The sequence below is a fragment of the Bacillus sp. 007/AIA-02/001 genome (genome assembly GCF_004634455.1).
GTDB classification, from domain to species: domain Bacteria; phylum Bacillota; class Bacilli; order Bacillales; family Bacillaceae_G; genus Bacillus_A; species Bacillus_A cereus.
This window is the reverse complement of sequence record NZ_SEIY01000007.1, coordinates 60,334-84,561: the sequence shown is the minus strand read 5'-3', so window position 1 is coordinate 84,561 and position 24,228 is coordinate 60,334. Positions and strand designations below refer to the sequence as shown.

Genomic DNA, 24,228 nt, shown 5'->3' with positions numbered 1-24,228 from the left:
ATTCTTTTCACCTTCAGTATGTTACAAATGATACGGGTAGCACGGCTGTTATTATAAATTTCTTTAGAGGATAGATGTTGTACTAATTAAAGTTTCACTTTATCCTGCTTTAACGGGCAGTAAGCCTTTCACCTCAAAAACTGTTGGATAAGTAGAAGTTAGTTAGGAAATCAACTGCCCGTAAAAGCCCGATTGGTTCAACTAATAATCAGTGGGGGATGAACCACCCCTACTGATTAAAGTTTCACTTTATAGTTTCACCGAAATAAACAGCTTTATGAAAAAATGTGTTGTTCTATAACAAAAAACTGTTGACTGAATGCTCACTCATTATATAATGGGGATAGGGGATATAATTCAGAAAATTATATATTTTTGAAGATTCAAAAAGAAAGAGGGCTTACAAAGAGAGGGGTAGCATAAAAATGAATAGCTTACTGATTATTAATTGGCTGGCTGCCATTGCTGTTATTGCTTATGCAGGATATTTGTTTGTATATCTTATACGGACGAGAATGGCCTACATACAATTAGGAAAAAAAATTGAGTTTGACCGTCGTTTTAAAGAGCGTTGGGATCTCCTTAAGGTCAATGTTTTCGGTCAGAAAAAGCTGCTGAAAGATAAGAAAAGCGGCATCATTCACGTTATGTTCTTTTACGGATTTATTCTTGTCCAATTTGGAGCAATTGACTTCGTTTGGAAAGGACTCGCACCAGGATCACATCTTCCACTTGGACCACTATACCCTGCATTTACATTCTTCCAGGAAATTGTCACACTTGTTATTTTAATTGCAGTATTTTGGGCCTTTCATAGACGTTATGTAGAAAAGCTTGTTCGTTTAAAACGTAACTTCAAATCAGGTCTTGTTCTTATTTTTATCGGTGGTTTAATGATTTCTGTGCTACTTGGTAACGGTATGGGACTTATATGGCATGGCGAGGAGCTTTCATGGAGTGAACCAATTGCTTCTGCAATCGCTTACGTTTTTAGCGGGATAAATGAAACCGTAGCCATTTCAGTGTTCTATTTTTCTTGGTGGGTGCATTTACTAATTTTGTTAACGTTTTTAGTGTATGTTCCACAATCAAAACATGCGCATTTAATTGCAGGACCAGCTAATGTATTCTTCGGTCGTCTTTCAAACCCAGGGAAGCTTGAAAAGATTGATTTTGAAGATGAAACGCAAGAAACATTTGGTGTTGGTAAAATTGAAGACTTTAGACAAAATCAACTTATTGACTTATACGCTTGTGTAGAGTGTGGCCGTTGTACAAATATGTGTCCGGCAACAGGAACAGGAAAAATGTTATCACCGATGGACTTAATTTTAAAACTTCGCGATCATTTAACTGATAAAGGAGCTGCGGTAACATCAAAAGCACCGTGGGTTCCAGTAGTTGCCTTCAATAATACACAAGGAAATCAGTTAGCGATGATGGCAGCTGGAAAAGGGCAACAAGAATCAGCGTCTACAACGCTCGCTTACGATCCGAGTTTAATCGGAGATGTTATTACAGAAGAAGAGATTTGGGCATGTACAACGTGCCGTAACTGTGAAGATCAATGCCCAGTTATGAATGAGCATGTTGACAAAATTATTGACTTACGTCGATATCTCGTTTTGACTGAAGGAAAAATGGACGCGGAAGCACAACGCGCGATGACAAATATCGAGCGTCAAGGAAATCCGTGGGGGCTGAACCGTAAAGAGCGTGAAACATGGCGCCAAGGTGATGACGAAGTAACAGTTCCAACTGTAAAAGAAAAATCAAAAGCTGGGGAGGAATTCGAGTATTTATTCTGGGTTGGTTCAATGGGATCATACGACAATCGTAGTCAGAAGATTGCGATATCGTTTGCGAAGTTAATGAACGAAGCAGGCATTTCATTCGCAATTCTCGGTAATAAAGAAAAGAATTCTGGAGATACACCACGCCGCCTTGGAAATGAATTTGTATTCCAAGAGATGGCGACAAAGAATATCGAAGAATTTGAAAAGGCAGGAGTGAAGAAAATCGTTACGATTGATCCTCATGCTTATAACACATTTAAAAATGAGTATCCGGACTTTGGCTTGCAAGCAGAAGTCTATCATCATACAGAATTGTTAGCTCAGTGGGTGAAAGAAGGGCGCTTAAAGCCTGTTCACGCTATTGAAGAAACAGTTACGTACCATGATTCCTGTTATTTAGGAAGATACAACGAAGTGTATGAAGCGCCACGTGACATTTTGAAAGCGATTCCTGGAGTGAATCTTGTAGAAATGGCACGTAACCGTGAAACGGGAATGTGCTGTGGCGCAGGTGGTGGCTTAATGTGGATGGAAGAAACAACAGGTTCACGTATTAACGTTGCTCGTACAGAACAAGCATTAGCTGTACAGCCATCCATTATCGGTACAGGTTGTCCATATTGCTTAACGATGATCAGTGATGGAACGAAAGCGAAAGAGGTAGAAGAGAAGGTTCAAACTCTTGATGTGACAGAGATTTTAGAACGATCTGTTATCGGACAGAAAAAAGAAGCGATGTAGTTTGTAAGAATGTATACAACTTTAGAAAGAGGTGCAATGATTGCACCTCTTCTCAACGTAGGGATACCGAGCGAGCGCTCAGTGTTAAAAAATGAAATGGGGGAAAGAAACATGAGTAAAACAGTTATTTTAAGTGCTGCAAGAACACCAGTTGGAAAATTTGGAGGATCTTTAAAAGATGTAAAAGCGGCGGAACTTGGAGGAATTGCAATTAAAGCAGCGCTTGAAAGAGCAAATGTTGCGGCTAGTGATGTTGAAGAAGTTATATTTGGAACGGTTATTCAAGGTGGACAGGGGCAAATTCCATCGCGCCAAGCTGCAAGGGCTGCTGGAATCCCATGGGAAGTGCAGACGGAAACAGTGAATAAAGTTTGTGCATCAGGACTTCGTGCGGTTACGTTGGCGGATCAGATTATTCGTACTGGCGATCAATCACTAATTGTAGCTGGCGGTATGGAGTCGATGAGTAACAGTCCTTACATTTTACGCGGAGCAAGATGGGGATACAGAATGGGCAATAACGAAGTTGTTGATTTAAACGTTGCTGACGGTTTAACATGTGCATTTTCAGGTACACACATGGGCGTTTATGGCGGAGAAGTTGCGAAGGAAGATGGAATTTCTCGCGAAGCGCAAGATGAATGGGCATATCGTAGCCATCAGCGTGCGGTTTCAGCGCATAAAGAAGGGCGTTTTGAAGAGGAAATCGTGCCAGTAACGATTCCGCAAAGAAAAGGCGATCCTATTGTCGTTGCAAAGGATGAGGCGCCACGTGAAGATACAACGATTGAAAAGTTAGCAAAGTTAAAACCTGTATTTGATAAGACAGCGACGGTGACAGCTGGTAATGCGCCGGGACTAAATGATGGTGGTGCCGCACTTGTATTAATGAGCGAAGACAGAGCGAAGCAAGAAGGAAGAAAGCCATTAGCGACAATTTTGGCGCATACAGCAATTGCAGTGGAATCTAAAGATTTCCCAAGAACGCCAGGTTATGCAATTAACGCATTGCTTGAAAAAACAGGCAAGAAAATTGAAGACATCGATTTATTCGAGATTAATGAAGCATTTGCAGCGGTAGCAATTGCAAGTACAGAAATCGCAGGAATTGATCCGGAAAAATTGAATGTAAATGGCGGCGCGGTAGCGATGGGACATCCAATTGGAGCAAGCGGAGCGCGCATTATCGTTACACTAATCCATGCACTTAAGCAGCGCGGCGGCGGAATTGGAATTGCTTCGATTTGTAGCGGTGGCGGTCAAGGGGACGCAGTGATGATTGAAGTCCACTAATTAAAGTTCGAGGGTATAAAATTTATTAACAATTAAGGGGGAAGAAAAAATGGGTGTACAAAACATTGTTGTAATTGGTGCAGGGCAAATGGGATCAGGAATTGCACAAGTATGTGCAATGGCAGGATATGACGTGAAGGTACAAGATTTAAAGCAAGAGCAATTAGATAGAGGAATGGCTATCATTACGAAAAACTTAGCGCGCCAAGTAGAAAAAGGACGCATGAAGGAAGAAGAGAAGGAAGCGACATTAAATCGTCTTACAGTAACGCTTGATTTAGATTGTGTGAAAGAAGCGGATCTTATTATTGAAGCAGCTGTTGAGAAAATGGATATTAAAAAGAAAATCTTTGCGAATCTAGATGAAATTGCTCCAGAACACGCAATTTTAGCGACGAATACGTCATCTCTGCCAATTACAGAAATTGCAGCGGTAACGAAGCGTCCGGAAAAAGTAATCGGTATGCACTTTATGAATCCAGTTCCAGTTATGAAGCTTGTTGAGATTATTCGTGGTTTGGCTACCGATGATGCGGTATATGAAGCAATTGAAGATATTACGAAAAAAATTGGGAAAGTACCAGTTGAAGTGAATGATTTCCCAGGTTTTGTATCAAACCGCATTTTACTACCGATGATTAACGAAGCAATTTATACGTTATATGAAGGTGTAGCGACGAAAGAAGCAATTGATGAAGTCATGAAGCTTGGTATGAACCATCCGATGGGGCCTTTGACACTCGCTGATTTTATCGGTTTAGATACGTGTTTATACATTATGGAAGTGTTGCATGAAGGATTAGGAGATAGTAAATATCGCCCATGTCCATTATTACGTAAGTATGTGAATGCAGGATGGTTAGGGCGTAAAACAGGTCGTGGATTCTACGTTTACGAATAAATGCCCCCTTTGTTACAACATAGTGGTCTTACCAAATTATTTAAAGGATATATAGCAAATGGAGGCGGAATATATGAACTTTCGTTTTAATGAAGAGCAGCAAATGATGAGGAACATGGTTCGGGATTTTGCACAGAAGGAAATAGCTCCCTTTGTTCCTAGTATGGAACAAGGGGTGTTCCCGAAAGAGATTTTGCAAAAGATGGGTGAGCTTGGATTAATGGGTATTCCAGCGCCTGCAAAATACGGCGGGGCAGAAATGGACTTTATTTCTTACATTCTAGCAATTGAGGAAATCTCAAAGGTAAGTGCAACAGTTGGTGTAATTTTAGCTGTACATACGTCAGTTGGAATGAATCCGATTTTATATTTTGGAACAGAAGAACAGAAGAAAAAATATGTTTGTAAACTTGCAACCGGGGAATATTTAGGTGCATTTGCTTTAACAGAGCCAAATGCAGGATCAGATGCAGGGAGTTTGAAATCAAGAGCTGTGAAAAAAGGTGATCATTATATTATTAATGGATCGAAAGTGTTTATTACAAATGGTGGTGAAGCAAGTACATACATTGTATTCGCTTCTACAAATCCAGAGGCAGGAAAAAGTGGTATTTCTGCATTTATAGTAGAGAAAGATACACCTGGTTTAATCATTGGAAAAGATGAACATAAGATGGGACTTCTCGGTTCTCGTACAGTACAACTTACTTTTGAAGATATGAAAGTGCCAGCTGAGAATTTACTTGGGGAAGAAGGACAAGGATTCAAAGTGGCGATGGCGAATTTAGATGTTGGGCGAATTGGAATCGGTGCGCAGGCTTTAGGAATTGCTGAAGCGGCGCTTGGCTGTGCAATTGATTATGCAAAAGAAAGAGAGCAATTCGGGAAGCCAATTGCGGCGCAGCAAGGGATTGGCTTCAAGCTTGCAGATATGGCAACAAGTGTCGAGGCAGCAAGGTTACTCGTATATAGAGCGGCATCTCTTAGGGCACAAGGATTACCATGCGGTAAAGAAGCATCTATTGCGAAATTATTTGCTTCTAAGACAGCGGTTGAAGTCGCGATTGAGGCGGTGCAAGTATTTGGTGGTTACGGTTATACGAAAGACTATCCAGTAGAACGATTTTTCCGTGATGCGAAAATTACGCAAATATATGAAGGAACAAGTGAAATACAGAAACTTGTTATTAGCCGTGCTTTATAAAAGGGCGAGGGGGAGACGGAGATGCATTTTAAACTATCAGAAGAACATGAAATGATAAGAAAAATGGTTCGAGATTTTGCTAAAAATGAAGTGGCACCAACAGCAGCTGAGCGTGATGAAGAAGAGCGATTTGATCGAGAGTTATTTGATCAAATGGCAGAGCTTGGTTTAACTGGTATTCCATGGCCTGAAGAGTACGGTGGAATTGGAAGCGATTACTTAGCATACGTAATCGCTATTGAAGAATTATCTCGCGTTTGTGCTTCAACAGGTGTAACACTGTCTGCGCATACTTCACTTGCGGGATGGCCAATTTTTAAATTTGGGACGGAAGAGCAAAAGCAAAAGTTTTTACGGCCGATGGCTGAAGGGAAGAAAATTGGTGCATACGGCTTAACGGAACCAGGATCTGGATCGGATGCTGGTGGAATGAAGACAATCGCAAAGAGAGATGGCGATCATTATATTTTAAATGGATCAAAAATTTTCATTACAAATGGCGGTATTGCTGATATTTATGTTGTTTTTGCGCTAACTGATCCTGAATCGAAGCAGCGCGGTACGAGTGCATTTATTGTAGAAAGTGATACACCGGGATTTTCAGTTGGGAAGAAGGAGAGCAAGCTAGGGATTCGCTCTTCACCAACGACTGAAATTATGTTTGAAGATTGCCGCATCCCTGTAGAGAATTTACTAGGGGAAGAAGGACAAGGGTTTAAGATAGCGATGCAAACATTAGATGGAGGTCGTAACGGTATTGCGGCGCAAGCGGTTGGTATTGCACAAGGGGCTTTAGATGCTTCCGTAGAATATGCAAGAGAGCGTCATCAGTTTGGGAAGCCGATTGCGGCGCAGCAAGGGATTGGCTTTAAACTTGCGGATATGGCAACAGATGTAGAAGCAGCACGCCTTTTAACATATCAAGCGGCTTGGCTTGAATCAGAAGGGCTTCCGTATGGAAAAGAATCAGCGATGTCAAAAGTATTTGCAGGCGATGCAGCGATGAAGGTGACGACTGAAGCGGTGCAAGTATTTGGTGGTTACGGTTATACGAAAGATTATCCAGTAGAGCGTTATATGCGAGATGCAAAGATTACACAAATATATGAAGGAACACAAGAGATTCAGAGGCTTGTAATTTCTCGTATGTTAACGAAGTAGGAACGAAAGCGTAGGTATTTTCCTACGCTTTTTCCTTCCAAAAAATAATAGAGAGAGGTGAAGGGAATGGTTAAACATAATGTGCATGCATCGGTGAAAGATGAAAAATTAGTTGCGTTAAGACGTGAACAAATGATTAAAGGTGCGGTGCAACTGTTTAAACAAAAAGGATTTCCGCGTACAACAACGAGAGAGATTGCAAAAGCGGCTGGGTTTAGTATAGGGACACTTTATGAGTACATTCGTACCAAAGATGATGTTTTATATTTAGTTTGTGATAGTATATATGAACATGTAAAAGAAAGATTAGAGGAAGTAGTGTGTACAGAAAAAGGGAGTATAGAAAGTTTAAAGATAGCAATAACGAATTACTTTAAAGTGATGGACGAATTACAGGAAGAAGTATTGATAATGTATCAAGAGGTACGCTTTTTACCGAAAGAATCACTTCCGTATGTATTAGAAAAGGAGTTTCAAATGGTAGGAATGTTCGAGAATATTTTAGAACAGTGTACGGAAAATGGAACATTTACATTAAATAAAAAAGAAATACAGCTTCTTGCGCATAATATTTTTATACAAGGACAGATGTGGGGATTTAGACGCTGGGCGCTGCAAAAACTGTATACGCTCGAAGAATATACAGAAATGCAAATTAGGTATGTATTGCAAGGGGCCCATATGCTTCCGAAATAAGGAACAGACAAATTATAATTTTACTACCCTATAAAAGTTTCCCGTTTTTTTTGTAGCATATTTGTGCGACTTTTGTTTATAATGAATAGTATGGATTTTTTTAAGCAGGCCGTTATATATAAGGTTATATTTGATGAAAGGAAGTGCCGCATAAGTGGATTTTAAGCAATATTCACCAGAAGAGCTAAAAGAATGTTCAATGATTGAAGTTGTACATAGCGTTTTAGGGGATAAAAAACAAGCAACGACATTCAACGAGTTGGTTCAAGAAATCGCTCAAGTGCTGGGACTATCTCAAGAGCAAGTTAATGCGAAAATCGCACAATTTTATACAGACTTAAACATCGATGGACGTTTCATTAATTTAGGAGAAAATCGTTGGGGACTACGCAGCTGGTACCCATATGAGCAAATTGATGAAGAAATCTTGCCTCAACCAAAACCGAAGAAGAAACGTAAAGTTGAAGAAGACGGTTTTGATGACTACATTGAAGAAGACGAAGATGACTTCGACGATGCAGACGTAAGTGAAGATGAAGACGATGTAGAAGATTTGGACAAGGTTCTTGAAGAAGAAGACGGAGATGACGACGATCTTGATGATTTAGACGAAGATGACGACGACTTCGCTGAAGAAGAACTTGAGTATGATGAAACTGAAGAAGAAGAAGAGGAAGAACTGTAGTTCTTGACTTTTCATTATCGTCCATGTAGAATCATTTTTGGGCTCTTTAAAAAAGGACGATAATACTTTTAAAGTGTAAATATAAAAGAAAATTGCTCCCTACTTATTACTTTTTGTGATGAGGGGAGCAATTTTCTTTTTTGTTTTTTGTTTAGAAAATAAAAAGAGTCTAACAATAAGATGGATACAGTGTTATCTACATACGTTGCGCTTTGCAACGGTGATTATATAACAGCAAAATAGAAGGGAGCTTTTTCATGACTAAGTATATTTTTGTAACAGGCGGTGTAGTATCGTCTTTAGGAAAAGGTATTACAGCAGCATCTCTTGGAAGACTTTTAAAAAATCGTGGTTTAAACGTAACGATTCAAAAGTTTGATCCATACATTAACGTAGACCCAGGGACTATGAGCCCATACCAACACGGTGAGGTATTCGTAACAGATGATGGCGCAGAAACTGACTTAGACCTTGGTCACTATGAGCGTTTCATCGACATTAACTTAAACAAATACAGCAACGTAACAACAGGTAAAATTTACTCTTCAGTTCTTCAAAAAGAGCGTCGCGGTGAATATTTAGGAGGAACAGTTCAAGTTATTCCTCATATTACTAACGAAATTAAAGAACGCGTATATCGTTCTGGTCGTGAAACAAATGCGGATGTTGTTATTACAGAAATCGGTGGAACTGTTGGTGACATCGAGTCTCTACCATTCTTAGAAGCAATCCGTCAAATTAAGAGCGACATCGGTCGTGACAATGTAATGTACATTCACTGTACGTTAATCCCGTACTTAAAAGCAGCGGGTGAAATGAAGACAAAACCAACACAACATAGTGTTAAAGAACTTCGTAGCTTAGGTATTCAACCAAACATTATCGTTGTTCGTACAGAAATGCCTGTTTCTCAAGATATGAAAGACAAGCTTGCATTATTCTGTGACATCGATACAAAAGCAGTTATCGAAGCTCGCGATGCAGATACTTTATATGCGGTTCCATTATCTCTTCAAGAACAAAACATGGACCAAATCGTTTGTGACCACTTAAAATTAGACAATCCAGCTGCAGATATGACAGAGTGGACTGCGCTAGTTAACAAAGTGCGTAATCTTTCTAAGAAAACAAAAATCGCTCTTGTTGGTAAATATGTAGAACTTCAAGATGCTTATATTTCTGTTGTAGAAGCACTTCGTCATGCTGGTTACTCATTCGACACAGATGTAGAAGTAAAATGGGTAAATGCTGAGCACGTAACAGCAGAAAACGTAAAAGAATTAGTTGGCGATACAGATGGTATCCTTGTACCAGGTGGCTTCGGCGATCGTGGTGTAGAAGGTAAAATCGTTGCGATTCAATATGCTCGTGAAAATAAAGTTCCATTCTTAGGAATTTGCTTAGGTATGCAACTTGCATCAATCGAATTCGCACGTAATGTATTAGGTTTAGAAGGTGCTAACTCTTCTGAAATCAACCCTGACACACCATATGCAATCATCGACTTATTACCAGAACAAAAAGATGTAGAGGACCTAGGTGGTACACTTCGTCTTGGTCTATACCCATGTAAGCTTGCTGAAGAAACAAATGCTTACAATGCTTATAATGAGCCGGTTGTATATGAGCGTCATCGTCATCGTTATGAGTTCAACAACCAGTTCCGTCCTGATATGGAAAAAGAAGGATTTGTATTCTCTGGTACAAGCCCAGACGGCCGTCTAGTTGAAATCATTGAATTAAAAGACCACCCTTGGTTCGTGGCAGCACAGTTCCACCCAGAACTTGTTTCTCGTCCAAACCGTCCACAACCATTGTTCCATGACTTCGTAAGAGCTTCTATTACGAATAAAGAGAGCAAGTAATAAAAAAAGCGCCTGAAATAAGGCGCTTTTTTTTAATATTCATTTAACATTTCATCGATTGTAAATTTGATTCCGTGATAAGCAAATAAAGCTACTATTAAACTTGGGAATCCGTAGCGATTACCTTCATCGTCTGGAATAAGACCTTTTAACAGTTTTGTATCAATATGTACGTCTGTATATCGTTCGAGTGATTCCGTACCTTCTTGAAGAGCAGAAATGCCGACAATAGAGTGTCCCTCTTCTTGTAGTTTTTTTGCAATTTCTACAACCGCTTCATCTGTTGAAAAACGGCTAATAAGAAGTACACGATCCGCAGAGGTTACTTCTGCTTCTTTACCATTTTCAAATAAGCGTTTTGCTTGCTTCATTGGTTCAGCACCGAATAGTGCCTCGGCAACAACGCCTTCCATTTCATTTGTACCATGTAAATAAATGAAACCATCGCCAACTAGTGCTTGAGCAAGTAAACGAGCACTATCTTCTATATTCATTTCTTCTTTTTGAGAAACTCTGGAGAAATAACCACTTAATTGAGTTGAAAAAATTTTTAACATAATGTTACTCCCTTCGTACGTGTTTGCCGGCTTTCATTATAGTTTATTTTTTTAGAAAGGTGAAATCGTAGGGTAGCATAACAAAATAGGAAACGGTAAAATAAGAAAGAATAGGAAGGAATTTGCCAAAGAATAGCGAAAATAAATCGTTAAGATATAAGAAGCTTTAAATCTTGTACTTACACAGAAAGGTTGGGAATTATGGAAGGTAAAATTTTAATCGTTGATGATCAATATGGGATTCGTGTGCTATTACATGAAGTGTTCCAAAAAGAAGGTTATCAGACATTCCAAGCAGCAAATGGATTTCAAGCTTTAGATATCGTGAAAAAAGATAATCCAGATTTAGTAGTGTTAGATATGAAAATTCCAGGCATGGATGGTATAGAGATTTTAAAGCATGTAAAAGAAATTGATGAGAGTATTAAAGTAATTTTAATGACTGCTTATGGAGAGCTTGATATGATCCAAGAAGCAAAAGATTTAGGTGCTTTAATGCATTTTGCTAAACCATTTGATATTGATGAAATTCGTCAAGCTGTGAGAAATGAGCTCGCTGTAGAGGCGTAAAAATGAATTTTTTATAAAAAATATGGAAAAAAGCGTTTACATGGACTATTGTGCAGGTGAATACGGTTGAGTTTTTGAGTACAAGTTGTTATCCTATTGAGTGTAGAAAAAAGTCCGGTATGTAGATATACATATTTTACCTTATTCTGGTCATACTACCAGCGATAAGAACTTATCGGATACAAAAAACGTTTTTTAGGAGGATTCACCATGCCTTTAGTTTCTATGAAAGAAATGCTAAACAAAGCACTAGAAGGAAAATACGCAGTTGGTCAATTCAACATGAACAACTTAGAGTGGACTCAAGCTATCTTAGCTGCTGCGGAAGAAGAAAAATCTCCTGTAATCCTAGGTGTATCTGAGGGTGCAGCTCGTCATATGACTGGTTTCAAAACAGTTGTAGCTATGGTTAAAGCTTTAATCGAAGAAATGAACATCACTGTTCCTGTAGCGATTCACCTTGATCATGGTTCAAGCTTCGAAAAATGTAAAGAAGCAATCGATGCAGGTTTCACATCTGTAATGATCGACGCTTCTCACCACCCATTCGAAGAAAACGTTGAAACTACTAAACAAGTAGTAGAATACGCACACGCTCGTAACGTATCTGTTGAAGCTGAGCTTGGAACAGTTGGCGGACAAGAAGACGACGTAATCGCTGAAGGCGTAATTTACGCTGACCCAGCAGAGTGTAAGCACCTTGTTGAAGCAACAGGTATCGATTGCCTAGCTCCAGCTTTAGGTTCTGTACACGGTCCTTACAAAGGTGAGCCTAACTTAGGATTCGCTGAAATGGAACAAGTTCGTGACTTCACTGGCGTACCTTTAGTATTACATGGTGGTACTGGTATCCCAACTGCTGATATCGAAAAAGCTATCTCTTTAGGTACTTCAAAAATCAACGTAAACACTGAGAACCAAATCGAGTTTACAAAAGCTGTTCGTGAAGTATTAAACAAAGACCAAGAAGTTTACGATCCTCGTAAATTTATCGGACCTGGCCGCGACGCTATCAAAGCAACTGTTATTGGTAAAATTCGCGAATTCGGTTCTAACGGTAAAGCGTAAGAATAAAATTCCGTTTTGGAAACCGTCTAGTCTTTTAGACGGTTTCCTTTCGTTGTATAATGAAAGCGTGAACAAGTCTAAAGATTTTATCATTTTTGGTTTTTAAATAGAAAATAATGTGCATAGTCCTATTAATAAATGTGATAACGTATCTAAATTGATAAAGTACATTCGATGAATAGTTGATCTTTATCTATTCGTGCTACAGGAGAAATGAAGATAATGGTTTCCTATTTATTGAGTTTTGGGATGGAAAGAGTAATTGAGATTCTTAAGGGGAGCTTTCTATAAAAAGATAGAAAGTAAATACATTCACAAGAAGGGAGCTCAATATGGAAAAATTGCTAATTGAAGGCGGAAGAGCTTTAAATGGAACAATTCGAGTAAGTGGTGCAAAGAACAGTGCCGTTGCATTAATTCCAGCGACAATTTTAGCAGATACTCCAGTAACTATTGGTGGTGTCCCTAATATTTCGGACGTGAAAATGTTAGGAGACTTACTAGAGGAAATTGGAGGGAAAGTAACTTATGGACAGGAGGAGGAGATGGTAGTCGATCCTTCTAACATGGTTGCAATGCCTTTGCCAAATGGAAAAGTGAAAAAATTGCGCGCTTCTTATTATTTAATGGGTGCAATGCTTGGCCGTTTTAAAAAAGCTGTTATTGGGCTTCCGGGTGGATGTCATTTAGGACCGAGGCCGATTGATCAGCATATTAAAGGGTTTGAAGCGCTAGGTGCACATGTTACGAATGAACAAGGTGCCATCTATTTAAGAGCAGATGAGCTACGCGGGGCACGTATTTATTTAGATGTTGTTAGTGTAGGAGCTACGATTAATATTATGCTAGCAGCTGTACGAGCAAAAGGTAGAACTGTTATTGAAAATGCAGCGAAAGAGCCCGAGATTATTGATGTAGCTACATTGTTAACAAGCATGGGGGCACGTATTAAAGGTGCTGGTACAGATGTAATCCGAATAGATGGTGTGGACTCTTTACATGGTTGTCACCATACTATCATCCCAGATCGTATTGAAGCTGGTACGTATATGATTCTAGGAGCTGCATCAGGAGGAGAAGTAACGGTTGATAACGTTATTCCTCAGCATTTAGAATCAGTTACTGCAAAGCTAAGAGAAGCTGGTGTTCAAGTTGAAACGAACGATGATCAAATTACGGTGAACGGTAATAGAAAGTTAAAAGTAGTTGATATCAAAACGCTTGTATATCCAGGTTTTCCAACGGATTTACAACAGCCGTTTACGACGCTTTTAACAAAGGCGCACGGGACGGGAGTTGTAACAGATACAATTTACGGTGCCCGTTTCAAACACATTGATGAATTACGTCGTATGAATGCTCAAATTAAAGTAGAGGGTCGTTCGGCAATTGTAACTGGTCCTGTATTATTGCAAGGTGCAAAAGTGAAGGCGAGTGATTTACGAGCAGGAGCGGCACTTGTTATTGCAGGATTAATGGCAGATGGAATTACAGAAGTAACAGGACTTGAGCATATTGATCGAGGTTATGAGAATATAGTGGACAAGCTTAAAGGGCTTGGAGCAAACATTTGGCGAGAACAAATGACAAAGCAAGAAATTGAAGAAATGAAGAACGCATAAGTGATACTTCCGCAAGGGGGAAGCGAAGCATCACTACTTGCGGAAGTATCACTTTATAGAAAAACACGGTTCACAAAATACGGCAGAAATATAAAGACTTAAAGGAGAGGGATTATCGTGGAGAGAAGTTTATCTATGGAGTTAGTACGTGTAACAGAGGCTGCAGCTTTATCATCAGCGCGTTGGATGGGGCGCGGGAAAAAGGATGAGGCAGACGGTGCAGCAACATCAGCTATGCGTGATGTATTTGATACAATTCCGATGAAAGGTACAGTTGTAATTGGTGAAGGTGAGATGGATGAAGCACCAATGCTATATATCGGAGAGAAATTAGGTACAGGATATGGACCACGTGTAGACGTTGCGGTTGATCCTTTAGAAGGGACAAACATCGTAGCAGCTGGTGGCTGGAATGCTCTTGCTGTTATTGCAATTGCAGACCACGGTAATTTGTTACATGCCCCTGACATGTACATGGATAAAATCGCGGTTGGCCCAGAAGCAGTTGGGGCGGTCGACATTGATGCGCCTATTATTGATAACTTACGTGCAGTTGCGAAAGCGAAAAATAAAGATATTGAAGATGTTGTAGCGACAGTTTTAAATCGTCCACGTCATCAAGAAATTATCGAAGAAATTCGTAAAGCTGGTGCGCGCATTAAATTGATTAATGATGGAGATGTAGCTGGAGCGATTAATACAGCGTTTGATCGTACAGGTGTAGATATTTTATTTGGATCTGGTGGAGCACCTGAAGGTGTATTAGCAGCAGTTGCTTTAAAATGTTTAGGTGGAGAAATTCACGGAAAACTATTGCCACAAAACGAAGCTGAATTAGCACGTTGTAAAAAAATGGGCATAGAAGACATTAATCGTATCCTTCGCATGGAGGACTTAGTAAAAGGTGACGATGCAATCTTTGCAGCAACAGGCGTAACAGATGGAGAACTATTACGCGGTGTTCAATTTAAAGGTAGCGTAGGAACAACGCAATCCCTTGTTATGCGCGCAAAATCAGGCACAGTTCGCTTCGTGGATGGACGTCATAGCTTGAATAAAAAACCAAACTTGGTTATTAAATAAAAAGCGTAAGCAGCTCGTTCAGAATGGGAGGGGGATGGAGCTTCTGACGAAGAGGCGTTTTGTGCCTCGCAGGAAGGGGTGAAATGACTGACCCTTCTAGACACCGGAGCTGGATTAAATAAAAAGTGCAAGCGGCTCGTTCAGAAAGGTTAAAATGGTCGACTTTTCTAACTATCGGAGCTGGAACTAAATTAAATAAGAAGCGAAGACAAATTTTCTTGTCTTCGCTTCTTGTATTTGTGTTCCAACGTATTGATTAAAACTAGATAAAAGGGTTACAATAGTGAATATTACCCTACTTGAACTTATTGCCTTTCATTATTAATTATTTGCCTTCCGTATTTTTTCCCTTTACCCATGAAAAAAGAGAATAACGTTAAAGTGTGGTGTCTGAATGAATTTGTCAATTGCAGCATTAGAAAACATGAAATTAAAAGAGTTATACGAGCTTGCGAAAGAATTTAAGATTTCGTATTATAGCAAATTAACGAAAAAAGAGTTAATTTTTTCTATTTTGAAAGCTCGAGCAGAAAAAGAAGGTTTCTTTTTCATGGAAGGCGTATTAGAAATTATTCAATCAGAAGGATTTGGATTCCTACGTCCTATCAACTATTCTCCAAGCTCAGAAGATATTTATATCTCAGCTTCGCAAATTCGTCGTTTCGATTTACGTAATGGAGATAAGGTTTCTGGTAAAGTACGACCTCCGAAAGAAAATGAACGCTATTTTGGGTTATTACAAGTTGAAGCTGTAAACGGAGATGATCCAGATTCAGCAAAAGAGCGTGTGCATTTCCCTGCATTAACACCATTATACCCAGATCGCCAAATGAAATTGGAAACGGAACCTAAAAAGTTACCGACACGCATCATGGATTTAATCGCACCAGTTGGATTTGGACAACGTGGTTTAATTGTTGCGCCTCCAAAGGCTGGTAAAACAAGTCTATTAAAAGAAATCGCGCATAGTGTTACAACAAATCATCCGGAAGCAGAATTAATTGTACTTTTAATTGATGAGCGTCCAGAGGAAGTAACAGACATTGAACGTTCTGTTAAAGGAGATGTTGTAAGTTCTACTTTTGATGAAGTGCCAGAAAATCATATTAAAGTAGCTGAGCTTGTGTTAGAACGTGCGATGCGTCTTGTAGAGCACAAGAAAGATGTTATCATTTTAATGGATAGTATTACCCGTTTAGCTCGAGCTTACAACCTCGTTATTCCACCAAGTGGTAGAACATTATCAGGTGGTATCGATCCAGCTGCCTTCCATAGACCGAAGCGTTTCTTTGGAGCTGCGCGTAATATTGAAGAAGGCGGTAGCTTAACAATTTTAGCAACAGCCCTTGTTGATACAGGATCACGTATGGACGATGTTATTTACGAGGAATTTAAAGGAACTGGAAATATGGAACTTCACTTAGATCGTTCATTAGCTGAACGTCGTATCTTCCCGGCGATCGATATTCGTCGTTCTGGTACACGTAAAGAAGATCTATTAATTCCAAAAGAACATTTAGACAAGTTATGGGGCATTCGTAAAACAATGCGTGATACACCAGACTTCGTTGAAAGTTTCTTACGTAAGCTTCGTCAAACGAAGACAAATGAAGAGTTTTTACAAAACATTGTTGCAGACTCAAAAAGGTATGTAACAACTAAGTAAAGGGAAAAAATCAGGACTCGCTTATTTTATAGTAAGCGAGTTTTTTATGCTGTTTAGGTGATATTAAAGAGAGAAATAAGTGAGAGAACCTTAGCCAGTCAGAGCTAAACGAGCCGTCTCCACTTTAAGATAATATCCAGTTCCGGTGGCTAGCTCTTCGCATCTAAGAACCTTCCGCCCAAAAGGTAAAAAGCACCTTTTGGGCGAAAGAACCTTAGCTGGTCAGAGCTGAGCGAGCCACCTCCACTTTCAATTTAATATCCAGCTCCAGCGGCTAGAATTGTCGGTGGCTTCGCGTCTTCCTACGAGGCAAAAAGCGCCTCTACGTCAGAAGCTCCATCCCCCTCCCATTCTGAACGAGCCGCTTGCGCTTTTAAAATTAAAAAGACAAAAACAGGTAGTTGCAAAATGAAGTTAGCCTTGTTATAATTTCATCATATGTGTTTCATCAATATAGTTGTGTATGCAGCTGAAGATGAAAAACTCTGTTTCGAAAATGATTCAGGGCGGAAGGAGATGAAAAGAATGAAAGCAGGAATTCACCCAGATTACAAGAAAGTTGTATTCATGGACACAAACACAGGCTTCAAATTCTTAAGCGGATCTACTAAAGGATCTAACGAAACTGTTGAGTGGGAAGATGGTAACACTTATCCATTACTAAAAGTTGAGATCAGTTCTGATTCTCACCCATTCTACACTGGACGTCAGAAGTTTGCTACTGCAGACGGACGCGTTGACCGCTTCAATAAGAAATACGGTCTTAAGTAATAAAAACATAAAACAGGCAAGTGTATGTATTCGCTTGTCTGTTTTTTTTGCGAAAATATTATACCTTTACCCTACTTTTAACTGAAAAGTAGATGAAAGGAGAGCTTCATGTACTTAATAAATCAAAATGGCTGGATTGAAGTGATTTGCGGTAGTATGTTTTCTGGCAAGTCAGAAGAGCTAATCCGCCGTGTGCGCCGTACGCAATTTGCAAAACAACATGCAATTGTATTTAAACCATGTATTGATAATCGATATAGTGAAGAAGATGTAGTATCACATAACGGATTAAAGGTAAAAGCAGTTCCTGTTTCAGCTTCAAAGGATATATTTGAACATATTACAGAAGAGCTGGATGTTATTGCAATCGATGAGGTGCAATTTTTTGATGGGGACATTGTGGAAGTGGTGCAAGTATTGGCAAATCGTGGCTATCGTGTCATTGTAGCTGGTTTAGACCAAGATTTCCGTGGTCTACCATTTGGACAAGTTCCTCAGCTGATGGCGATTGCTGAACATGTGACAAAACTACAAGCAGTATGTTCTGTATGTGGATCTCCAGCAAGTCGTACACAACGATTAATTGATGGAGAACCAGCGGCATTTGATGATCCAATTATTTTAGTTGGAGCTTCAGAATCGTATGAACCGCGTTGTCGTCATTGTCATGCAGTACCTGCAAACAAAGATAAGTAAAACTCGCTGCGCAAGGCGGGTTTTTTTCAAAATAGAGAGAATGAGCGGTGTGAGCCGCTTACGCTTTTAAATATATCTAGTTCTGGTGGCTAGCTCTTCGCATCTAAGAACCTTCCGCCCAAAAGGTAAAAAGCACCTTTAGGTCGAAAGAACCTTAGCTGATCAGAGCTGAAAGAGCCACCGCCACTTTTAAATATATTATCTAGCTTCAGCGGCTAGAATCTCCGGCGATTTCACTCTCTCGCTTGAAGCAAAAAGCGCTTCAAGCGAGAGAGTTGAAAGTGGCCTGCGATTCTGAAAGAGCCGCTTGTGCTTTTAAATATATCTAGTTCTGGTGGCTAGCTCTTCGCATCTAAGAACCTTTCGCCCAAAAGGTAAAAAGCACCTTTAGGTCGAAAGAACCTTAGCTGGTCAGAGCTGAAAGAGCCACCGCCACTTTTAAATATAATTTGCGTTTTTTTGAGTAAGTACCATATACTATTTGTATTAGATACTAGGATGTAGAGGTGAATGATGTGTTAGATCGTTTGCAAGCTGTAGAAAATCGTTATGAGAAGTTAAATGAATTGTTAAGTGATCCAGCGATTATTAGTGATTCAAATAAGCTTCGTGAATATTCAAAGGAACAGTCTGATATACAGGAAACGGTAGAGGTGTATCGTGAGTATAAGGATGTTCGTGAGCAATTAAAAGATGCGAAAGCAATGTTAGAAGATAAGTTAGACGCAGAAATGCGTGAAATGGTAAAAGAAGAAGTTTCTGAGTTAGAATCACAAGATAAAACATTATCAGAGCGTCTGAAAATTTTACTTGTTCCAAAAGACCCTAATGATGATAAGAACGTTATCGTTGAGGTTCGTGGAGCTGCTGGTGGAGACGAGGCAGCTTTATTTGCTGGTGACTTATACCGTATGTATAGCCGTTACGCTGAGGTACAGGGCTGGAAAACGGAGATTATTGAGGCTAGCTATACAGAGTTAGGTGGATATAAAGAGATTATCTTTATGATTAATGGTAAAGGTGCTTTCGCGAAGCTGAAATTCGAGAATGGTGCTCACCGTGTACAACGTGTTCCTGAAACGGAATCTGGTGGACGTATTCATACATCTACAGCAACTGTAGCTGTATTACCAGAGGCAGAAGAAGTAGAAATTGATATTCACGAGAAAGATGTTCGTGTTGATACATTCGCTTCTAGTGGACCTGGTGGACAGAGCGTTAATACAACGATGTCAGCGGTGCGTTTAACGCATTTACCGACTGGTGTAGTTGTATCTTGTCAGGATGAGAAATCACAGATCAAGAATAAAGAAAAAGCGATGAAAGTATTACGCGCACGTGTTTATGATAAGTTTAGACAAGAAGCGCAAGCTGAGTATGATCAAAACCGTAAACAAGCTGTTGGTACGGGAGATCGTTCAGAGCGTATTCGTACGTATAACTTCCCGCAAAACCGTGTTACAGACCATCGAATCGGTTTAACGATTCAAAAGCTAGATCAAATCTTACAAGGTAAGTTAGATGATTTCATCAATGCCTTAGTGATGGAAGATCAGGCTCAAAAGATGGAGGCAGCTGAGTAATGCGTGTCTATGAAGCCCTGAAATGGGCTTCTTCTTTTTTACAGGAAAATGGACGAGATGAAAATGCGGGAGAAATTGTCCTTTGTCATGTATTAAAGGTGAACAGAACAGGATTACTTATGAATATGCGTGAAGAAATAACTGAGGATCAAGAGAAAAGCTTTACGGAGTTTATCCACAAGCATGTAGAAGGTATTCCTATTCAATATATGATTGGTTATGAAATGTTTTATGGACGGTCTTTCTTTGTGAATGAAGAAGTATTAATACCAAGACCGGAAACAGAAGAGCTTATAGTGGGAGTATTAGAAAGAATCGAGCGCCATTTTGGTGATGAGAAACTACATGTAGCAGATATAGGTACAGGTAGTGGGGCGATTTCTATTACGCTTGCTTTAGAAAATGAAAATCTTCATGTGTATACAGTAGATATTGCACAAGAGTCGATTGAAGTTGCAAAAGAAAATGCAAAAGCTTTAGGTGCAGAAGTAACGTTCTATCACGGTGATTTATTGTCACCATTTCATAAAACGGGTCAAAAGCTAGATGTTGTTGTTTCAAATCCTCCATATATACCGGAAGAGGATTGGCGTGGTCTTTCTCCTGTTGTGAAAGAGCATGAGCCGAAGAGAGCACTTGTTGGTGGTGAAGACGGATTAGATTTCTATCGCCGTTTTATGGAAGAATTGCCGAATGTGTTGCAGAAGAAAGCGATTGTGGCGTTTGAAATTGGAGTAGGACAAGGTGAGGATGTAAAAAGATTGTTACAACAAGCTTTTCCACATGCTCATGTTGAGGTTGTTTTCGATATTAACGGAAAAGATCGTATGGTATTTGCAGAGATGGAGTAAGGTTCACACCTTACTCTATTTTTTTGTGGAAAAATTCATATAGATTTTGAATTTAATAGTTTAGAAAGATGAAAGTCTGTCCACACTGTTTGTAGAAGGGACGGTGGAGGAAATGAAAAAACAAGTTATTGCTTATCTTCTTATACTATTAATTGGTGCACAGTTACTTGTGCAGTTTGGATATATGAAAGCTGATGCGAAAGGGCCTTCAGTTATTCCGAAAGAGGCCGTTCGATTACGAATTTTAGCAAATAGTGATTCAGATAAAGACCAGGCATTAAAGCGTAAAGTGCGTGATGAAGTAAAAGCACAAATTGATGGGTGGGTAGCAGATTTAACTTCATTTGAAGAGGCACGCAAAGTAATTCAAAGTCATATTCCAGAAATCGAGAAAACGGTGGAAAATACGTTAAAAAGAGAAGGAAGTAAAGATTCATTTCAAGTGAAATTTAGTAAGAATGTAAAGTTTCCTACAAAGGTATACGGGAATTTTATTTATCCAGCAGGAGAATATGAAGCAGTATTAATCACAATTGGAGAAGGTGAAGGGGCGAACTGGTGGTGTGTATTATTTCCACCAATGTGTTTCTTAGATTTTTCGAGCGGGACAGCTGTAAGAAAAGAAGAGCACGTTGTGAAGGCGGAATCTCCTGAAGAGGAGCAGGTGAAACAACTAGATGAGGAAGTAATAGATAAAGAAGAGAAGAAAGTAGATAAGGTAAAAGAAACGAAAGCTGTAAAGCAGGAAGTAGTAAAAAAAGTAACAGCTTCTGAAAAGAAAGTAGTAAAAAATGAAACAAAAGTCGAAGAGCAGCCTGTAAGTAAAGAAGAAATAAAAACTGTGGAAAAAGTGGAGAAACCTGTGGAGAAAAAACAAGAAAAGCAAAATGAGTATGTAAAAGTAGAAGAGGAAGAAGAAAAGCCAGAAGTTAAATTGTTTATTGTAGAAGCTTTTACATCTTTATTCTCTAAATAGTACTATTAATAAATCCCTCTTCATATATAAAAATGAGGAGGGATTTATTATGAAGAAAGTGTATTTTGCTACGAAAGCAGATGTGGAAAGATTACATTCTTTTTTCGGACAAGCTAATAAAAAAGATGATAAAATAAATGAGTTGTACGCACAATTTATGATTTTGGAAGAGGCGGAAGAAATACGAGCTGTAATTGGTTATGAACAAAGTGGGGAAGATGTGCTTATTCGTTCTTGTTTATTCACACCTCATGTGGATAAACAGACTTTCTTATATTTTTTTGAAATGTTTTTGCAGTATATGAAAGAAAAAAGTGTTCAACAATTGTACTTACTAACAAATCATCCACAATCTGTACCGATCTTTCAGTTTTTTGACTTTTTTACTATAGAAAAGGATGAGGTTCCAGAGGGAATTCGACAACTAGAACATTTTTGTAAAAATATAAAAGAGCAGAATGCAATAATACTAAATTGTCAGCTATTCACAAAGTTATCCACGGATTAATTAGGTTTATCCACATTTTGTGGATAAACCTTGTTTGTCTTTTGGATAAATCTCATAGTAAACTAAAAATATACAAGTATTTAAGGGTAGAAAAGGACGTGGAAAAAAATGCATACAAACATGTGGGTTGTGGATAATGTTGTGGAAAGAAAAAAATATTATCCACAGTTACAAGAAGCAGCAAAATTATTAAGAGAAAATGAGGCGGTGGCTTTCCCTACGGAAACAGTATATGGGTTAGGTGCAAATGCGATGGATGATGAAGCAATCGCGAAAATTTTCGAAGCGAAAGGAAGACCGAGTGATAATCCACTCATTGTCCATATAGGTACAAAATCTCAGTTAGATGGGATTGTGAAAGAAATTCCACCAGTTGCAGAGAAGTTAATGGCGCATTTTTGGCCAGGACCATTAACAATTATTTTGCCGAGAAAAGAAGGGATTTCAGAGAAGGTGACGGCAGGACTTAATACGGTTGGAGTAAGAATGCCTGATCATCCAATTGCACTTGCTCTTATTGAAGAGGCGAATGTACCTGTTGCGGCACCAAGTGCGAATCGTTCAGGGCGTCCAAGTCCAACATTAGCTTCTCACGTATATGAAGATTTGAATGGGAAGATTGCAGGTATTGTTGATGGTGGTGCAACTGGAGTAGGCGTTGAATCAACTGTAATTGATTGTACAAGCGCGGTTCCAACAATATTACGTCCAGGTGGGATTACGAAAGAACAATTAGAAGCGGTGATAGGTACTGTTTCTTTAGATCCAGCTTTAAAGGATGAGAAGGAAAAACCGAAATCGCCTGGAATGAAATACACACATTATGCCCCGAAAGCACCACTTAGTATTGTTGAGGGCTCACGTGAGTTTATTCAGCATCTTGTGGATGAGAAAAAGGAAGAAGGATTTAAAGTAGGCGTATTAACGACAGAAGAGTATCAGCATGTATATAGTGCAGATGTTATATTATCTTGTGGTGTTAGAAGTGACTTAGCTAGTGTTGCGACTAAATTATATGATGTACTTAGAACATTTGATGCAAGTGAAGTGGATGTTATTTTTAGTGAGTCATTCCCTAATGAAGGAATAGGGAATGCAATTATGAATCGTTTAACAAAAGCGGCAGGACATCATATTATTATTGAATGATAAGGTAAGATTAGCAAACAGAATATTTCTCCTTGGATAAGCATATTGTGAAGTAGCACGTCCAAGGAGGGGCATGAATGACGTTTGAACAGCTAATACCTTTAATAATTATGGCATTCGCCTTAGGGATGGATGCGTTCTCGGTGAGTCTTGGTATGGGGATGATACCCCTAAAGTTAAGACAAATCCTGTATATTGGTATGACGATAGGGATATTTCATATTATTATGCCGTTTATAGGAATGGTACTAGGTCGTTTTTTATCAGAGAAGTATGGAGATATCGCACATTTTGCGGGTGCTATTTTATTAATCGGACTAGGGTTTTATATCGTATATTCGAGCATTTTACAAAATGAAGAGACTAGAACAGCCCCTATTGGAATTAGTTTATTCGTATTTGCATTTGGCGTCAGTATAGATAGTTTCTCAGTAGGACTTAGTCTTGGTATTTATGGAGCACAAACAATTATTACGATTTTACTTTTTGGATTTGTTAGCATGTTATTAGCGTGGATGGGTTTATTAATTGGGAGACATGCGAAAGATATGCTCGGTACATATGGTGAGATAGTAGGTGGTATCATTTTAGTTGGGTTTGGATTATATATCCTTTTTCCTATATAATTTTATGTAGGAGGGAATTATGAACAAGCTATTGGAATGGTATGTTAAATTTTTAACCTTCTATCCTCGATGGCTAAGAAGACTTATAATTTGGGGTATTATTTTGCAAATTTCGATGTTAGGTTGGATTAAGTTAATTCGTGAATGGTAAGATAGTTCC

General features: G+C 39.0%; 23 protein-coding genes. 22 read left to right on the top strand and 1 reads right to left on the bottom strand.

What is annotated here, in order from left to right:
• The first annotated feature begins 425 nt into the window (after nt 1-425).
• The 8 genes from ES895_RS16090 (at nt 426) to pyrG (ending at nt 10,342) form a co-directional block, all read left to right on the top strand.
• Nucleotides 426-2,537 (top strand): (Fe-S)-binding protein, encoded by a 2,112-nt coding sequence (locus ES895_RS16090; protein WP_001086776.1) that lies wholly within the window; start codon nt 426-428, stop codon nt 2,535-2,537.
• Between the two features lie 9 nt (nt 2,538-2,546).
• Nucleotides 2,547-3,830, top strand: a complete 1,284-nt coding sequence (locus ES895_RS16085) for an acetyl-CoA C-acetyltransferase (RefSeq protein WP_002025101.1) — start codon at nt 2,547-2,549, stop codon at nt 3,828-3,830.
• 49 nt (nt 3,831-3,879) lie between these two features.
• Nucleotides 3,880-4,731 carry a 3-hydroxybutyryl-CoA dehydrogenase gene (locus tag ES895_RS16080; protein WP_000538880.1) on the top strand — a complete coding sequence of 284 codons (852 nt, stop codon included), beginning with the start codon at nt 3,880-3,882 and terminating at the stop codon, nt 4,729-4,731.
• A 73-nt stretch (nt 4,732-4,804) separates the two neighbouring features.
• On the top strand, nt 4,805-5,935 hold the full coding sequence (locus ES895_RS16075) for an acyl-CoA dehydrogenase (protein WP_135238479.1): 1,131 nt from the start codon (nt 4,805-4,807) through the stop codon (nt 5,933-5,935).
• 21 nt (nt 5,936-5,956) lie between these two features.
• Entirely contained in the window at nt 5,957-7,096 is a 1,140-nt protein-coding gene (acdA, locus tag ES895_RS16070; protein WP_000545541.1) for an acyl-CoA dehydrogenase AcdA, read from the top strand.
• A 66-nt stretch (nt 7,097-7,162) separates the two neighbouring features.
• Nucleotides 7,163-7,792 carry a TetR/AcrR family transcriptional regulator gene (locus ES895_RS16065; protein ID WP_000238599.1) on the top strand — a complete coding sequence of 210 codons (630 nt, stop codon included), beginning with the start codon at nt 7,163-7,165 and terminating at the stop codon, nt 7,790-7,792.
• 154 nt (nt 7,793-7,946) lie between these two features.
• Entirely contained in the window at nt 7,947-8,477 is a 531-nt protein-coding gene (gene rpoE, locus ES895_RS16060) for a DNA-directed RNA polymerase subunit delta (RefSeq protein WP_000346280.1), read from the top strand.
• A gap of 257 nt (nt 8,478-8,734) precedes the next feature.
• The gene (pyrG, locus tag ES895_RS16055) at nt 8,735-10,342 is read left to right on the top strand and encodes a CTP synthase (protein ID WP_000170460.1); all 1,608 of its coding nucleotides are present in this window, start codon (nt 8,735-8,737) and stop codon (nt 10,340-10,342) included.
• A gap of 32 nt (nt 10,343-10,374) precedes the next feature.
• Here the strand turns inward: pyrG and ES895_RS16050 are convergent, their stop codons facing one another.
• Nucleotides 10,375-10,899 (bottom strand): DUF2529 domain-containing protein, encoded by a 525-nt coding sequence (locus ES895_RS16050; RefSeq protein ID WP_000912402.1) that lies wholly within the window; start codon nt 10,897-10,899, stop codon nt 10,375-10,377.
• A 201-nt stretch (nt 10,900-11,100) separates the two neighbouring features.
• Between ES895_RS16050 and spo0F the strand changes: the two genes are divergently transcribed.
• From spo0F to ES895_RS29980, 14 genes are all read left to right on the top strand, one after another.
• Nucleotides 11,101-11,469, top strand: a complete 369-nt coding sequence (gene spo0F / locus ES895_RS16045; protein WP_000398594.1) for a sporulation initiation phosphotransferase Spo0F — start codon at nt 11,101-11,103, stop codon at nt 11,467-11,469.
• A gap of 210 nt (nt 11,470-11,679) precedes the next feature.
• The gene (locus ES895_RS16040; protein ID WP_001131855.1) at nt 11,680-12,537 is read left to right on the top strand and encodes a class II fructose-bisphosphate aldolase; all 858 of its coding nucleotides are present in this window, start codon (nt 11,680-11,682) and stop codon (nt 12,535-12,537) included.
• A 332-nt stretch (nt 12,538-12,869) separates the two neighbouring features.
• Nucleotides 12,870-14,159 carry a UDP-N-acetylglucosamine 1-carboxyvinyltransferase gene (gene murA, locus ES895_RS16035; protein ID WP_000413254.1) on the top strand — a complete coding sequence of 430 codons (1,290 nt, stop codon included), beginning with the start codon at nt 12,870-12,872 and terminating at the stop codon, nt 14,157-14,159.
• 117 nt (nt 14,160-14,276) lie between these two features.
• Entirely contained in the window at nt 14,277-15,242 is a 966-nt protein-coding gene (gene glpX, locus ES895_RS16030; protein WP_000442340.1) for a class II fructose-bisphosphatase, read from the top strand.
• A 394-nt stretch (nt 15,243-15,636) separates the two neighbouring features.
• On the top strand, nt 15,637-16,908 hold the full coding sequence (gene rho / locus ES895_RS16025) for a transcription termination factor Rho (protein WP_001053903.1): 1,272 nt from the start codon (nt 15,637-15,639) through the stop codon (nt 16,906-16,908).
• 525 nt (nt 16,909-17,433) lie between these two features.
• Complete coding sequence (locus tag ES895_RS16020; RefSeq protein WP_000643433.1) at nt 17,434-17,679, top strand: type B 50S ribosomal protein L31; 246 nt, start codon at nt 17,434-17,436, stop codon at nt 17,677-17,679.
• A gap of 108 nt (nt 17,680-17,787) precedes the next feature.
• On the top strand, nt 17,788-18,375 hold the full coding sequence (locus ES895_RS16015) for a thymidine kinase (RefSeq protein WP_000280859.1): 588 nt from the start codon (nt 17,788-17,790) through the stop codon (nt 18,373-18,375).
• Nucleotides 18,376-18,890: 515 nt separating this feature from the next.
• Complete coding sequence (gene prfA / locus ES895_RS16010) at nt 18,891-19,958, top strand: peptide chain release factor 1 (protein ID WP_000887064.1); 1,068 nt, start codon at nt 18,891-18,893, stop codon at nt 19,956-19,958.
• Nucleotides 19,958-20,809: a peptide chain release factor N(5)-glutamine methyltransferase gene (gene prmC, locus ES895_RS16005; protein ID WP_001267055.1), complete on the top strand. Its 852-nt coding sequence runs from the start codon at nt 19,958-19,960 to the stop codon at nt 20,807-20,809. Before prfA ends, prmC begins: the two co-directional genes overlap by 1 nt.
• Nucleotides 20,810-20,921: 112 nt before the next feature.
• Nucleotides 20,922-21,785 carry a stage II sporulation protein R gene (gene spoIIR, locus ES895_RS16000; RefSeq protein ID WP_000745063.1) on the top strand — a complete coding sequence of 288 codons (864 nt, stop codon included), beginning with the start codon at nt 20,922-20,924 and terminating at the stop codon, nt 21,783-21,785.
• A 49-nt stretch (nt 21,786-21,834) separates the two neighbouring features.
• Nucleotides 21,835-22,293, top strand: coding sequence for a GNAT family N-acetyltransferase (locus ES895_RS15995; RefSeq protein WP_000758438.1), 459 nt, complete (start codon nt 21,835-21,837; stop codon nt 22,291-22,293).
• A gap of 108 nt (nt 22,294-22,401) precedes the next feature.
• Complete coding sequence (locus ES895_RS15990; protein WP_000557351.1) at nt 22,402-23,442, top strand: L-threonylcarbamoyladenylate synthase; 1,041 nt, start codon at nt 22,402-22,404, stop codon at nt 23,440-23,442.
• Between the two features lie 77 nt (nt 23,443-23,519).
• Nucleotides 23,520-24,068, top strand: coding sequence for a manganese efflux pump MntP (locus tag ES895_RS15985; RefSeq protein WP_000142463.1), 549 nt, complete (start codon nt 23,520-23,522; stop codon nt 24,066-24,068).
• Nucleotides 24,069-24,087: 19 nt separating this feature from the next.
• Complete coding sequence (locus ES895_RS29980; RefSeq protein ID WP_001037636.1) at nt 24,088-24,219, top strand: hypothetical protein; 132 nt, start codon at nt 24,088-24,090, stop codon at nt 24,217-24,219.
• Nucleotides 24,220-24,228: the final 9 nt, after the last annotated feature.

Coding starts and splice junctions, on each gene's coding strand:
- prmC (WP_001267055.1), top strand. CDS start 19,958: ATGCGTGTCTATGAAGCCCTGAAATGGGCTTCTTCTTTTTTACAGGAA.
- ES895_RS16090 (WP_001086776.1), top strand. CDS start 426: ATGAATAGCTTACTGATTATTAATTGGCTGGCTGCCATTGCTGTTATT.
- ES895_RS15985 (WP_000142463.1), top strand. CDS start 23,520: ATGACGTTTGAACAGCTAATACCTTTAATAATTATGGCATTCGCCTTA.
- ES895_RS16020 (WP_000643433.1), top strand. CDS start 17,434: ATGAAAGCAGGAATTCACCCAGATTACAAGAAAGTTGTATTCATGGAC.
- ES895_RS16040 (WP_001131855.1), top strand. CDS start 11,680: ATGCCTTTAGTTTCTATGAAAGAAATGCTAAACAAAGCACTAGAAGGA.
- ES895_RS16075 (WP_135238479.1), top strand. CDS start 4,805: ATGAACTTTCGTTTTAATGAAGAGCAGCAAATGATGAGGAACATGGTT.
- ES895_RS16050 (WP_000912402.1), bottom strand. CDS start 10,899: ATGTTAAAAATTTTTTCAACTCAATTAAGTGGTTATTTCTCCAGAGTT.
- ES895_RS16085 (WP_002025101.1), top strand. CDS start 2,547: ATGTATACAACTTTAGAAAGAGGTGCAATGATTGCACCTCTTCTCAAC.
- murA (WP_000413254.1), top strand. CDS start 12,870: ATGGAAAAATTGCTAATTGAAGGCGGAAGAGCTTTAAATGGAACAATT.
- pyrG (WP_000170460.1), top strand. CDS start 8,735: ATGACTAAGTATATTTTTGTAACAGGCGGTGTAGTATCGTCTTTAGGA.
- acdA (WP_000545541.1), top strand. CDS start 5,957: ATGCATTTTAAACTATCAGAAGAACATGAAATGATAAGAAAAATGGTT.
- spo0F (WP_000398594.1), top strand. CDS start 11,101: ATGGAAGGTAAAATTTTAATCGTTGATGATCAATATGGGATTCGTGTG.
- ES895_RS16015 (WP_000280859.1), top strand. CDS start 17,788: ATGTACTTAATAAATCAAAATGGCTGGATTGAAGTGATTTGCGGTAGT.
- spoIIR (WP_000745063.1), top strand. CDS start 20,922: ATGAAAAAACAAGTTATTGCTTATCTTCTTATACTATTAATTGGTGCA.
- ES895_RS15990 (WP_000557351.1), top strand. CDS start 22,402: ATGCATACAAACATGTGGGTTGTGGATAATGTTGTGGAAAGAAAAAAA.
- ES895_RS16065 (WP_000238599.1), top strand. CDS start 7,163: ATGGTTAAACATAATGTGCATGCATCGGTGAAAGATGAAAAATTAGTT.
- ES895_RS29980 (WP_001037636.1), top strand. CDS start 24,088: ATGAACAAGCTATTGGAATGGTATGTTAAATTTTTAACCTTCTATCCT.
- rho (WP_001053903.1), top strand. CDS start 15,637: ATGAATTTGTCAATTGCAGCATTAGAAAACATGAAATTAAAAGAGTTA.
- ES895_RS15995 (WP_000758438.1), top strand. CDS start 21,835: ATGAAGAAAGTGTATTTTGCTACGAAAGCAGATGTGGAAAGATTACAT.
- ES895_RS16080 (WP_000538880.1), top strand. CDS start 3,880: ATGGGTGTACAAAACATTGTTGTAATTGGTGCAGGGCAAATGGGATCA.